Annotated in this window: 13 protein-coding genes; 4 read left to right on the top strand and 9 right to left on the bottom strand. The window is 36.7% G+C overall.

Features of this window, described 5'->3' with window-relative positions:
• Window positions 1–225: transposase (locus tag BUB90_RS11690; protein WP_170865482.1), on the top strand; the 225-nt coding region annotated here is incomplete at its 5' end.
• Window positions 226–433: 208 nt separating this feature from the next.
• On the opposite strand, the gene xylA is transcribed toward BUB90_RS11690, so the two are convergent.
• The 4 genes from xylA to BUB90_RS11670 all read right to left on the bottom strand — a co-directional run bounded on the left by xylA (window position 434) and on the right by BUB90_RS11670 (window position 6,730).
• On the bottom strand, window positions 434–1,753 hold the full coding sequence (gene xylA / locus BUB90_RS11685) for a xylose isomerase (RefSeq protein ID WP_073287867.1): 1,320 nt from the start codon (window positions 1,751–1,753) through the stop codon (window positions 434–436).
• A gap of 231 nt (window positions 1,754–1,984) precedes the next feature.
• The gene (gene trpB, locus BUB90_RS11680) at window positions 1,985–3,199 is read right to left on the bottom strand and encodes a tryptophan synthase subunit beta (RefSeq protein ID WP_073287864.1); all 1,215 of its coding nucleotides are present in this window, start codon (window positions 3,197–3,199) and stop codon (window positions 1,985–1,987) included.
• Between the two features lie 306 nt (window positions 3,200–3,505).
• Entirely contained in the window at window positions 3,506–4,561 is a 1,056-nt protein-coding gene (locus tag BUB90_RS11675; protein ID WP_073287862.1) for an NAD(P)H-dependent flavin oxidoreductase, read from the bottom strand.
• Between the two features lie 147 nt (window positions 4,562–4,708).
• Window positions 4,709–6,730, bottom strand: coding sequence for a glycoside hydrolase family 127 protein (locus BUB90_RS11670; RefSeq protein ID WP_073287860.1), 2,022 nt, complete (start codon window positions 6,728–6,730; stop codon window positions 4,709–4,711).
• 417 nt (window positions 6,731–7,147) lie between these two features.
• On the opposite strand from BUB90_RS11670, the gene BUB90_RS11665 reads away from it, so the two are divergent.
• On the top strand, window positions 7,148–8,023 hold the full coding sequence (locus tag BUB90_RS11665) for a helix-turn-helix transcriptional regulator (protein ID WP_084139217.1): 876 nt from the start codon (window positions 7,148–7,150) through the stop codon (window positions 8,021–8,023).
• 27 nt (window positions 8,024–8,050) lie between these two features.
• Here BUB90_RS11665 and BUB90_RS11660 read toward each other — a convergent pair whose 3' ends face one another.
• The 4 genes from BUB90_RS11660 to BUB90_RS11645 all read right to left on the bottom strand — a co-directional run bounded on the left by BUB90_RS11660 (window position 8,051) and on the right by BUB90_RS11645 (window position 10,999).
• Complete coding sequence (locus BUB90_RS11660) at window positions 8,051–8,371, bottom strand: hypothetical protein (protein ID WP_073287858.1); 321 nt, start codon at window positions 8,369–8,371, stop codon at window positions 8,051–8,053.
• A 77-nt stretch (window positions 8,372–8,448) separates the two neighbouring features.
• Window positions 8,449–9,396, bottom strand: a complete 948-nt coding sequence (locus tag BUB90_RS11655; RefSeq protein WP_073287856.1) for a hypothetical protein — start codon at window positions 9,394–9,396, stop codon at window positions 8,449–8,451.
• 290 nt (window positions 9,397–9,686) lie between these two features.
• Window positions 9,687–10,376: an SGNH/GDSL hydrolase family protein gene (locus BUB90_RS11650; protein WP_073287854.1), complete on the bottom strand. Its 690-nt coding sequence runs from the start codon at window positions 10,374–10,376 to the stop codon at window positions 9,687–9,689.
• A gap of 20 nt (window positions 10,377–10,396) precedes the next feature.
• The gene (locus tag BUB90_RS11645) at window positions 10,397–10,999 is read right to left on the bottom strand and encodes a ribonuclease H1 domain-containing protein (RefSeq protein WP_073287852.1); all 603 of its coding nucleotides are present in this window, start codon (window positions 10,997–10,999) and stop codon (window positions 10,397–10,399) included.
• A gap of 436 nt (window positions 11,000–11,435) precedes the next feature.
• Here BUB90_RS11645 and BUB90_RS11640 point away from each other — a divergent pair, with 436 nt between their 5' ends.
• A complete protein-coding gene (locus BUB90_RS11640) occupies window positions 11,436–12,224 on the top strand; it encodes an HAD family hydrolase (protein ID WP_073287850.1) in 789 nt (262 codons plus the stop codon).
• A gap of 19 nt (window positions 12,225–12,243) precedes the next feature.
• Window positions 12,244–12,924: a DNA/RNA nuclease SfsA gene (gene sfsA, locus BUB90_RS11635; RefSeq protein ID WP_073287848.1), complete on the top strand. Its 681-nt coding sequence runs from the start codon at window positions 12,244–12,246 to the stop codon at window positions 12,922–12,924.
• A gap of 96 nt (window positions 12,925–13,020) precedes the next feature.
• Here the strand turns inward: sfsA and BUB90_RS11630 are convergent, their stop codons facing one another.
• Window positions 13,021–13,815, bottom strand: a complete 795-nt coding sequence (locus BUB90_RS11630) for an alpha/beta hydrolase (protein ID WP_073287893.1) — start codon at window positions 13,813–13,815, stop codon at window positions 13,021–13,023.
• Window positions 13,816–13,966: the final 151 nt, after the last annotated feature.

Below are 13,966 nucleotides of genomic sequence, written 5' to 3'. Positions count from 1 at the left end.
GAAGAAGGGAAAAGGCTTCGAATGAACCGTTCCATTCAGGTTGAAGGTGCATTCGGTGTGCTCAAAAGCGACTATGAATTCCAAAGATTTTTAACACGTGGCAAAAACCGAGTAAAAACTGAATTTATGCTACTGTGTTTTGGCTATAACATTAACAAGCTCCATGCCAAGATACAGAATGACAGGCTGAAATCCTATCTGCACAGTTTGAAAAGATCAGCTTAAAAAGAGAGAATGGCTACTCTTTATTAAAGTGCGCATAAAAACAAAATGAATTTCAATACATTTCCATTAAGTAAAAATAAGAACAGGGCTGCTGCTCAATGACTGAAAATCAGTCATTTTGCAACAGCCCCTTTCCATTTTTATTACCAAACACTTATCTGGGTTATTTCTAGGGTGAGGTTAATTAGATATATTGATTAAATAATCTCTACCTTGTTTCCATAATATATTGATTTAAGATACTTTCTAATAGTTCCTGACGACCTGATACATTAGGTGTAATTCCATTTTCTAAAGCATAGGCCTCTAATTCTTTAAATCCTACTTTATGTTCTACAATATCTTTTCCAATTCCTTCTTGATAGCTTGCATAACGTTTTTCTTTAAAGTCTTCGAACACTCTATCTTCAATTAATCTAGCCGCTACTTTTAAGCCTCTCGCAAACGCATCCATACCTGCAATGTAAGCATAGAATAGATCGTCTTCTTCGAAGGAAGCTCTTCTTACTTTAGAATCAAAGTTTAATCCACCTTTTGTAAACCCGCCACCTAGTAAGATTTCATACATTGCAAGAGTGGTGTCATAGACATTAGTAGGGAATTGATCTGTATCCCAGCCAAGTAACATATCTCCCTGGTTTGCATCTACACTTCCAAGTGCACCATTAATACGGCATTGATTTAATTCATGTTGGAATGTATGTTGTGCAAGTGTTGCGTGGTTTGCTTCAATATTAAGTTTGAAGTAGTCTTGTAAATTGTATTTTCTTAAGAAGGAAAGCACCGTTGCTGCATCAAAATCATATTGATGTTTGGTTGGTTCCTTTGGCTTTGGCTCGATTAATAATTGTCCTGTAAAACCGATTTCTTTAGCATATTCAACAGCCATCTTAAGTAATCTTGCAAGGTTGTCAAGTTCCAATTCAGTATCTGTATTGAGTAAAGTTTCATAGCCTTCACGTCCACCCCAGAATACGTAGTTTTCTCCACCTAAGTCTTTCGTGATTTCCATAGCTTTTTTAATTTGAGCTGCTGCGTAAGCAAATACCGTTGCATTGCAAGAAGTTCCAGCTCCATGAACGAATCTTTCATGACCAAATGCATTGGTAGTTCCCCACAAGCATTTGATTCCTGTTCTAGCCATCTCTTCTTTGATTACTGCTACAATTATGTCTAATCTTTCATTTGTTTCTTTTAAATCTTTTCCCATTGGAGCAATATCTCTGTCATGGAAGCAAAAGAAAGGAATCTGCGCTTTTTCCATAAATTCAAATGCCGCGTGAACACGTTCAATAGCTTTTTGCATAGTATCTTCTGTATTATCCCAAGGACGAAACATACTCTGCCCACCAAATGGGTCATTTCCCATGTAAGTGAAGGTATGCCAATAAGACATAGCAAATCTAAGCTGGTCTTTCATGGTTTTTCCCATTACTACCTCATCTGGGTTATAGTATTTAAATGCCAATGGGTTCTTGCTTTCAGGTCCTTCATAGTTGATTTTTCCAATACCGTTAAAATAGCTCATACTTATTTCCTCCTTATATAGTTTAGTGACCAAACTAATTGTTATATCTTTAATCTACTATAGTTTATTAATATTGTCAATCTAATAATTTACCCCATTTTCCCATGGCTATTTTGATGTGAAGTTACCACAATTGTACAATAAATTCAATCAAAAGAAAAAAACTAAAAAGGGATTTCACATTTGTGAAATCCCCTCTCTCGATATCTTTATTATTATACCAAAATTATTCTATAAAAACTGTTCTCCAAGACCATAATGTTCCACTACATAATCAATATCCTTGTCACCACGACCACTTAGACAAACAAGTATGGAACCTTGCCTCATCTCCTGTGCCTTGCGAATTGCATATGCTACAGCATGTGAACTTTCAATTGCCGGAATGATACCTTCTAATCGTGATAATTGAAAGAATGCTGACATAGCTTCTTCATCTGTTGCAGTTGTATATTCAATTCTACCAAGGTCATGTAAGAATGCATGCTCTGGTCCAACAGATGGATAATCAAGGCCACTGGCAATGGAATACACTGGTGCTGGTTCTCCCTTATCATCTTTTAGCATAATACTTTCAAATCCGTGCATGACACCTTTCTCGCCATATGTCATAGAAGCGGCATGATCCCCAAGCTTAGTGCCTCTACCAAGTGGCTCTACACCAACTATATCCACTGGCTCCTCTAAGAATGGAATAAACATTCCTGCTGAATTACTTCCACCACCAACACAAGCAGTTACTACATCTGGTAATAACCCTGTCATCTCTTTGAACTGATCCTTTGCCTCATATCCAATAACTGATTGAAAATCACGTACCATCAACGGAAAAGGATGTGGTCCAAGTGCAGAACCAATACAGTAAATAGAGTCTTTATAATTCTTAGCATAAGATTCGAATGCAGAATCCACTGCTTCTTTCAATGTCTTAAGCCCTGATGTGACTGGAACCACCTTTGCACCAAGAATCTTCATTCTCGTTACGTTCGGAGCTTGTTTTGCAATATCCACTTCGCCCATATGTATCTCACATTCTAGTCCAAAGAATGCTGCTGCTGTTGCCAGCGCAACACCATGTTGCCCTGCTCCAGTCTCTGCTATCAATCGTTTCTTACCCATGTATTTGGCAAGTAACCCTTCACCCATACAATGATTTAATTTATGCGCGCCTGTATGATTTAAATCTTCTCTCTTAAGATAGATTTGACAATTACCATACTTTCTAGATAATCTTTCACAATGATATACTGGTGTTGGTCTTCCTTGGAATTCCTTACGAATTCTTCTCAATTCACTGATGAATTGCGAAGAATGACAAATTGTTTGATACGCATCATTAATCTCTTCGAAAGCTGGTGTCAATTCATCTGATAGATAAGCTCCACCGTAAGGTCCAAATCTTCCTTCTTTATCAGGGTAGTTTCTTAGGTATGTTCTGTAATCCATATTTCTCCTCTTTTCTGCGCTTCTATCGCCCAAATCTTCAACCTTTGTACAGGTCAATATACCGATACATTTAGTATTAAAGTAAGCACTTCATCGTTTTAAATCATTAAACTAATTGTATCATGTATCCATTCAAAACGTCAATAAAATATATCACTTTTACATAGGGCGTCATCTAATCAGATTACATATAACATTACGAACATACCTATCTATATTCTCTTTATTCCGTTATTGCTCAAAACCTTAATCGAGAACGGTAAAGAACTTAAAGGTTTAAAGTTCATTACTCACATATACTGTCAATTACACCGTCAACTCTTCCATTACCTGCTTAACTGTAGTAATCTCCTTTAACCGATCTGCATTGTCACCACAGAATATTAATCCTTCCTCTAACTTACCTTCCACTGCATTAGTAAGTGCCTTTGTTATACAATACGGCACCTCCTTAGGATTACAGTGCTCCAAACAGCCAAAGCAATGTTTAATCTCACTTCTACCCTTCGTAAGCTTCTCAAGAAACGGATTCCATATTGCCCTACCAGGCATTCCTACTGGACTCTTTATAATACGAATATCTTCTTTCTTACAATTAATATACGCTTGTTTATAGGCATCTGATGCATCACATTCTTTGGTCGTAACAAATCTTGTTCCCACTTGAATTCCATCTGCTCCATTAAGTAATGCTCGTTTTACATCCTCTTTATCGAAAATACCGCCTGCCACGATAACAGGGATTTCTTGATTATACTTTTCTTCGTACTCTTTCTTAAGACTAATAATCTTCTTAATCTCTTCCTGATAAGCATCCATGTCAATATCAACCAGCTCATCTTCATGAAAACCTAAATGGCCACCTGCTAAAGGACCTTCAATAACCAGAAAATCTGCTGTTGTGTTATACTTTCTATCCCACATTTTAAGTATAATGGATGTTGCTTTTAAACTAGAAACTATAGGTGCAATTTTACTAACACTACCTTTTACTAATTCTGGTAAATTAATAGGCAAACCAGCCCCACTAATAATAACATCTGCTTTCGCCTCCACAGCTGCCTTTACATATTCTGCGTATTGTTTCGTTGCTACCATAATATTAACACCTACAATACCGCCTTTTGCAATTTCTTTTGCTCGTTGCAGATGTTTCTTAATTGCGCGAAGGTTCGCCTCAATTGGATTCCTACTGAATTCTTCCTCATCATAGCCAATCTGAGCAGTTGAGATAACACCAATTCCACCTTCTAGTGCTACTGCTCCAGCAAGATTGCAACGGCTTATCCCAACTCCCATACCGCCTTGGATAATTGGTAAACGGGCTTTTAATTGTCCTATTATAAGTGGCTTCATTAACATAAACGTATACCCTCCTATACTCTTCTTGTATAGCATCTTCATAATTAGTTTGACATTCAAACTAATTATAGTATACACTTCTTTAGTATTATAGTCAACAAATAATAGTTTCAGTTTCTTAATTATATAGTTTCAATAACTACATGATTATTTTTGTCGAATCCAGACTGACATCTCTGATTCACCACGGTTTGCCCAAGTATAATATGGTATTAAAGTAAATACTTCCTTCTTATATTCCAATGGCTTTGTACGATACAATGCCACTTCTTCATCTTTAACGACTGCTTTTTCTCCTGACACGGTAAGTTTGATAATGGATTCCTCTTCTATTTTTCCCAGAGCCTCTTCTATAATACAATTCTTTTCCTCAATCTGAATAAGATGCAGGTCTTCACCATTATCAACTCCCTCTAAACAATATACGATTGGTCCCCTTACTATTGCCACTTTTCCTGTGTTTTCACGCACATTTGGATTCGCATGAACAATCTTTGATTTCATTAAGAAATCAAGTTGCAATTCCTCCTTGCCCTCCCAAGTCTTTGTGATATAGAGATATCCATCTCTTATCGTTCTTTCATCGTCTTGTAACTTACTAATTGTATAGGTATCACACCAATCTGGTATACGAAGAGCAATTGTACTTTCTATTGGTGTACTAGCTTCTATTTCTAGGGTTACATTTCCATTCCAAGGAAATCCAGATTCTATTTTAACATGCAATGAATGGTCTCCAACTGTCTTTTGAATATTAGCTCCCATATAAAGATGGACATAAAGGGTGTTTTCTGATTCCGTATACGCATAGGAACCAATGGAACTTACTAATCTAGCAATATTCGGTGGACAGCATGCGCAGCCAAACCATTTTTGTCTACTGGCTTTTACATGTTGCTTTCTTTCATCCTTCTTACAGGCAAGCGGATTAACTTCTAATGGGTTTACATAAAAGAAGCTCTTTCCATCTAAAGCCATACCACTGAGAACACCATTATATAATGTTCTCTCCATCACATCGGCAAATCTGGAATCAGCTTTCATCTCAAGCATTCTTCTTGCAAAGAATACTAATCCAATAGAAGCGCAAGTTTCTGCATACGCTGTATCATTAGGCAAGTCATAATCAAACGAAAATGCTTCTCCCATGTGTGTTCCACCAATCCCACCTGTTATATACATCTTGCGATCCACAATACTATCCCATAGATTAACACAAGCCTCATACAACGACTCATCCTTGGTAACTCTAGCCAAGTCAGCCATACCCGAATACAGGTACGTAGCACGAACGGCATGCCCTACTGCCTCTTTTTGTTCACGAACAGGAAGGTGTGCCTGATTGTATAGATAACGAAGTTCATCCCTATCCTTTGGTTCTACCTTGAATTCCAAATCAAAATAATATGGCTTCTGTCCTCTTTGATTTATGAAATATTCACTTAATTTAAGATACTTCGTCTCCCCAGTTACATCATATAGACGTACAAGAGCCATCTCAGCAATTTCATGTCCTGGATACCCCTTACATTTTCCTTCCTCAGTTCCAAATACGGAATCTATATAATCTGCATAACGTCTTGCCGCATCTAGTAATTTATCCTTACCTGTTGCCTGATAATACGCTACCGCACCTTCTGCAAGATGTCCAAAGCAATATAATTCATGATGATCTCTTAAATTAGTGAACACTTTATTCATATCATTGATTATGTAGAAGGTATCAAGATACCCATTTGGCTGTTGCGCCTCACATACAAGATCAATTGCTTCATCTGCAATCTTTTCTAATTGCTCATCAGGGTGTTGCGTAAGTGAATATGCAACAGCTTCAATCCACTTTGAAAAATCACTATCTTGGAATACATACCCGTAAAAACGATTTTCCAATTTGTTTTCTTCCTCTGGTAGAAATTCAAACCCATTCAAATTGATATCTATTAACTTTGGTACATCTTTATGTAAACTTCTTTCCTTTGTAAGCTTGCTTGCAATCTTAAAGTTACGCATACAATAGCTAGGTGCTGCACCCTCTACACGGTCATTCAAAGCCTCCCATTGATAAGGGATAACTTCTTTCCGAATTAATTCCATCTCCTTCTTCCAAAAGGTATCTGTTACATCAACCCTTCTCAAATTAAGTGGTTTACTATACTCTTTTTGGTTCATTGCTATTTCCTCCTATCATGATTTTCACTTAAGTAAATCTACACCATTCATTCAATCGTAATATGGTGTGATTTTTCAATATCTCTAAGATTATCCTTGTGTATACAAAGTAATCTAGATATACTTAATTCATATTCGTTATATCTGTTATTAACCCAAACTTCACACATAATAAACTTCACTTAGAGTAGGTAATTGCTATATTCATAAGAAAAACTATCTGAACACATCAGCACTTAATTGAGCAACGTGAGATTTCAGTACTGCTACGTGTGAAGCTAAGCGATAGCTGGTTTTTCGCCTGCTATAGCAGTTGGCTACTCCAAGATATCTGTAAGTGCGAAGTTTGTGTATATTTTACGATTAATCCATGTATTAATAAATACTATTAGGTTATGAAAGGTGTGATTTTGTAAGATGTTATACAATAAGAATTGGAGTTTACTTCTAACTGAACTAATAAATACAGAAGAGTTTAATTACATATGGACCGGAATCTTTACCGCTACTTCATCCGAATGGACACATATGAGCCGAGCATTACAGGAATATGAAGTATTCTTTATGATTGACGGTACGTTACACATCGCTGACGAGAATAGGCATTACTCTATCTCTCGTGGTGAATATCTTATTATGCACCCAACTAAGAAGCAATATGGTTTTAAACCTTCATATGCTTCCTTTTATTGGTTACATTTTACTGCTCCTATATCTAGTATCCATATGGAGCTGCAATTACAAAAAAACAACTCCATAGTCCTTCCAAACCATGGAGTTGTTCCTAATATGGAACGTATTACTATATTATTAAGTCAACTTCAAGAAACTGATCGTAGATATCATCACGGATACACGTCTAATACATTAGCCCTTGGTGTTCTCTTAGAATTATACAATCAACAGGCGCACATTCTGGATAATAAATTCTCTGGTAAAGAACAATTGTATCAAGATATTCTTGATTACATTACCTGGAATAAGTTCGGTGTTATTCGTGTATCTGACTTGGCCGCTTACTTTGGATATCATGAAAAATACATCTCAACCTTCTTCAAACAAATGTCAGGCATCTCCTTAAAACAGTATCTTATTAAAGAGATGATGGAACATGCAAAAGCCGAACTCACTACAACTAATAAAACGATTGCACAGATTGCATATAGTCTTGGATACAGTGATAGTCACAATTTTACTCATGCGTTCAAAAAGGTAACTGGGCTGTCACCTTCTGAATATCGTTTCCATTCCCTTAGCAATCCTCCATTCAAAGATAGCTCATATGACTATTAGAATGTAAACTCGTCTGAATGACACGCTTTAATTAAGCCATATACCTGCTGCATCCGATTTCGATAATCCTTGAATCTCAAGTGTATTCTGATCTGTTATATAATACGACTTGCCTTTTGTTGAATAATCCCCTTGCACAGTCCATCTTTTATAATTAGGTAGCGGTATTGATATTGGTTCTTCTTCCTCTCCAAAACGATGTACCACAATCAGTACTTGCTGTTCTTCTCTATCCTCTCTTACTACCGCCTGCCAGCCTTGTGGGTGATTATAAGATTGTATCTTAGTTGCAGATTGTTTGCTTTCATCATCACGTAAAATTTGTTTTATATCTTCATAAAATTCCATACCTTCAGTCACTCGCTCCTATTGTTCCTAATCTGTCTAAAGGGGCTGAATCAGCCCCTTGTCGTTATCCCAGTTCCCTATCCTATCTCATTGATAAGAATTAGTTTTGTCTCATCTGCAAATACCGATTCCTTCTTAGACGTTTGGATTTCTTTAGCAAGGCGAGCGCAAATCATCTCAACCTCGCCGGCCACAACACTAATACTCGTTTCTGGCGTGCCAAAGCTCTCTCCATTTCGTAACGTTTTAGTCCAGTTGGTTTTATTACTCCCCCCTAATACTCCTACAACAGCACGACGATCGTCATAACTATACACATCGGTTTGATAAGCTCCATCATAATTAACCGTAGCGCCTAGGCAAACTCCATACTTTTGTACCTCTACTACTCCTCCTTTGAAATACTCTTTATCTTGCGAAGCTCCTACTTGTCCGAAGCAAATACTTTGAACACCGTATTGACTCCGTGATGGCTCTACCTGTGCATCTATGATAATTTCTTTTCTTAGTTTACCCTTTGCACTTTGCCTCCTCCTCATACGATATAATTTCATATCGTCAGAGCGAATTCCTGTTCCAATCATTGGCCACCCACAGATTGAAAAGCTTGAAACCATCTCAAGCGTAATTGGATTTATAAAACGATTCTTGATCTCTGTGCTTACCGTTACCGTCTTGGCATCATCTTGATACCTAACCTTATGAGAAGCAAGTAATTTCTTACTCTCTAAAACTGTTACTATTGTCTTAGCACCCATACTGTATTCTACGTATTGCTCACAAAACGTTAACTCTTTGGAAGCTCCACTATAACGCATCGATCCCCTACTAGAAAAGCCCACAGTATAGGGATCTCCAACAAGTTTTAAATGGATCAAAGATTCTATGTTCCAATCTCCATCTAATGTAATCTTATCTTCTAAACTCTCTGGTACCATACTTAAGCCAATTCTATCGTTATTCGTATCATACAGATATAATAACAACATATCTCCTACTTTTTGTTTCGTCAGTATTTGTTTCACCCTAGACCTCCTATGTTTATACGAGATTTCCTAACATGTATTCCTCATATATCTCCATGTGTTGACAATGTTATGCATTACTAATTAGTGAATTTCTTACCTTCCATCTTAGCACGCATAATACAAGTATATGCTACTTTTGTTACAATAATTACCAATAATATAATTTTTATACAATCTTTGTGAATTATAGAATCTTGTTTTCTATGTCACTTAGCTAAATAAAAAAAGCCTTTGTAAACGAAATCATATACTTACGTATATTAATAATCCGCTACAAAGGCTTGTAATTACATATTCTCTTTTAATCCCTTATATACTATTGTGGCAATTAGCTTGGCACCTTCCGCGTTCGGATGCAATCCATCTGCTTGATACAACATTTCTAATGGTTTATCCTGATATGACTTAAACGCATCATACGCAGAAAGTAAAACCATGTTATCATTTGCTTGAACTACCTCTTCATAATGAGGAAACAATCGATCAAGATATCTTTGTTGGTGCTTTCTCCAAATACAGTTTAAGATTGGAACCGGTTTTATAATATAGATTTGCGCTTTATCATTACTTTCTCTAATATCATCGACAATGCTTTGAAGTGTGTTTGTAAACTGTGGTTCGTAATCAATTAGAATGCTACAAGGATCTTGTCCTTCTTCCACATCATATCGCCCATCTTGCGCATCATTCGTCCCAAGCATAACTATATAGATATCACCTTTAATAGCAAGTCCTTCGTGATATCTTGCTTGTCTTTTATAGGGATACCCTACTACTCTTCCATCACTTAAGGTCGTATTCGTCGCACAGCTTCCAGAAACGCCCTTGTTGAATACCTCATAAGAATCTCCAAGTAACTCCTGCAACACGCTTGGATAATACACGCTCTGATCATCACCAAGTCCAAATCCTTCTGTTATACTATCCCCCATACAAACAACTTTAATCTTCTCTCTGTCCATCTTCTTACTGTCCATCTTAGTTACCTTCCTTTATATTATGCTATCCCTAACGCTTTTTTAGCTAGTTGATCTACTCTTTCGTTTAACTCTACACCAGTATGTGCAGCTACCTTATGGAAATTCACCTGTAATGCTTCTTTCATGGAGTTATAGGCATCACGATATGCTTGTGTTCCTTCTTTCCTTGCTTGCCAAGCACCCGTACACCATTTTTCAATTCCTTCATAATCATAATAAAGGTCCAATTCCTTGATATTATTCTTCACGCATAATTCCATCATCTTGCGCGCCCCTAGAATCTCCCCTGCTACATTTCGCATATCTGCCAAGGTTGAATCCGTGCCCTTTTGACTATATTCATATTCTTTACCCATATGGCGTAAAACTGCACCATAACTATATTCCTTTGTGTGCACGTTATAACTACCATCTACATAAGCAACTGCTTTTTCATGGTCCTCAACTGGCTCTCTTTCTACCTTCTTTTCTCCCATTACGTAATCCATTGCTTCCTCGTTGGTCTTAAAACTCTTATATTCCGCACCGCTAAATCCATTGATTTGTGCTTGACATTCTGCCCATGAATGAAAGACACCTGTCTTTCTTCCTTTACGTACAGCATAAAATTTACTTGGCATATACTAACTATGCTCCTTCCTTATATCTGTATACTTATTAGGTAATTGTGAAACTCTTTGTAATGACGATAAACATAGCAATGTGTTTTATGTCTACCGTTACAATTGCCTGAATTGTGTTAGCGACACATACAATGATTTTGATTGTATGTGTAAGCAACAGAATTTTAAGGAAATTGTAGTAGGAAGCCTTAAAACACAGATATGTTATCGACATGGAGAAGAGTTTCGCAATTACCTATCTGTCTACTTCTTTTAGGACATCCTATCATTATCTGAAAAACAAGTCAACTAAGGAAAGCTGTAATGTCCCAATTCTTTTGTGATACTTCACAAGATATTCCTTCCTTAGTTCCCCTTGTGATTGTCTACAAACTACGTTACAATATATACTTAGAGAAATTCCAAGAGCTTTACATCTAGAAAGGACATACCCATGATTAAATTAATAGCAACTGATATAGATGGTACTCTTCTTCACAGCGATCATACGCTTCCTGTAGATTTACCTGAATTAATTCATACACTACGTGCTCATAAAATCTTATTCTCTGTAGCAAGTGGACGACCATATCTGACTTTAAAACAAAGTTTTGAACCATTAAGTCCAGATATTTTGTATATTGCAGACAACGGTTCTCATGTTGTGTACCATGGAAAAGAGATTGCAGTTCATGCAATTAATAACTCCATTATTAAAGAACTTATAATAATTACTAGAGAGCTTCCTCGTGCATATTCTGTTGTTTGTACAACGAATGGAGCCTTCGTAGAGTCGACTGAACCAGCATTCCTTATGGAACTAGAGAAATATTATGTAAAATACACGGTAGTCGAAGATTTAACTAAACTTAATGAACAGGTTATAAAATATACCGTTTGTGATCTCAATGGGGCAGAAGACCATAGTTATCCCCACTTCTTATCGTATCAAGAAAAAATACAGCTAAGTGTAGCTGGTTTTGTGTGGCTTGATTGTATGCAAAAGGGTATTAACAAAGGTACTGCCATCAAAGAAATTCAAAACTTGTATCACATTACACCAGAAGAATCCATGGCTTTTGGTGATTACCTCAATGACCTTGAAATGATGCAAAGTGTCTATTATAGTTTTGCAATGGCAAATGCTCATGATGATTTAAAGAAAGTTTCTCGCTTTGAAACAACTAGCAACGATGAAGATGGGGTTACCACTAAGATAAAAGAAATGTGTAATCTAACATAACAAATGAAAGGACATACTCATGATTTATAATAATATTCACGAAGGGCGTTTCAAAAGCCGCCCCAATCGTTTTATTGCTCATATAGAAATCGACAATAAGATTGAGATTTGTCATGTTAAGAATACAGGAAGATGTAAGGAATTATTACTCCCTGACGCAACTGTTTATGTTCAACATTTTGACAATCCTAACCGCAAAACAAATTGGGATCTCATTGCTGTTAAAAAAGGAGATACTCTAATTAATATGGATAGCCAAGCCCCTAATAAAGCAGTAGGTGAATGGCTACAAGCTGGAGGACTTGGCCTTTTGCCAGATAAGATAAAGGCGGAATATCAATACGAAGATAGCCGATTTGACTTCTACCTAGAACATGAGATGGAACGCTGGCTTATTGAAGTGAAAGGTGTTACCTTGGAAGAAGACGGGATTGCATTATTCCCTGATGCACCAACATTACGTGGTATAAAACATGTAGATGGGTTAGCAAGACACGTAAAAGAAGGATTTCATACTGCTATCCTATTCGTAATTCAGATGGATGGCATCCGCTACTTTACTCCAAACACTAAAACGCAGCCTGAATTTGCTCAGGCATTAAAGAATGCGGAACTTGCAGGTGTTAATATTCTAGCTTATGACAGCGCGATAACGCCTGAAAGTATGTCCATTCGTAATGAGATTGAGGTAAGACTATAATCACTAAACACAATAAGGCACGATAGCTAGAGTAGTACAAAAGATTCTCCACCTCAATAAAGATGGAGAATCTTTTTATATGGTACGATATTAATCTCAAAGTGCCCACTGTAAACCTGGTTCTAAGTATTGATTCCAAAATCTCCAATCATGAACTCCTTCCCCTTCTACATATGTGTGCTCTATATCATGTGACTGTACGAACTTATGAAAGCTACGATTCTGTTCTATTAAGAAATCACTGGTACCACAAGCCATATACAACGCTGGCATCACATTGCCTTCCATGATGCTCTTCTCTACTATAATTTCTGGATTTTTATCTGATTTAACTACTCTCTCTAAATCTCCAAAGGTATGGTGGTAATATGAATAACTAGCAACACCATTATGGAAGGTTTCATCCTTATCTTTTATGTCATGTATAATAAGAGCTGACGACAAAGCAATAATTTTTCCAAAATGATTCGGAAAGCGAAATCCATTGTAGATTGCTCCAAACCCACCCATAGATAACCCTGCTATTATAGTGTCCTCGTTCTTCATTGATAATCCAAACATCACTCTCGTATAGGCTACTAATTCCTCCCCTATGAAATCACTATAGTATGCTTCCATAGCTTCATTATTCAGATAGAAACTATTTTCTCCTGATGGCATGAATACTGCTATATTGTACTTAATTGACAATTCTGCGATATTAGAATACAATAACCATTCATTACAATTTCCCATATATCCATGAAGCAGATACAACGCCTTCATGGGTCTTTTATATACTGGTTGCGTTTTTCTTTCTTCAAATCCCATAACATCATTTGGGATAATAGCTTTTACTTGCACCGTTCTCTTAAGTGCCTTTGATGCATACTCAATTTGAATTAATGACACAGCCAACTCAACTCCTTCCATGCTACTATTATTATAAGTCATAATACGCAATTGCGAAACTCTTTGTAATGTTGACAAACATATCAATGTGTTTTATGTCTGCCGTTACTATTTCTTAAAATTGTGTTAACGTCACATACAATGCTTTTTA

This window comes from Anaerosporobacter mobilis DSM 15930 (assembly GCF_900142955.1).
Lineage (GTDB): Bacteria > Bacillota > Clostridia > Lachnospirales > Lachnospiraceae > Anaerosporobacter > Anaerosporobacter mobilis.
The sequence above is the reverse complement of the archived record's forward strand: the minus strand, read 5'-3'. Positions and strand labels throughout refer to the sequence as shown.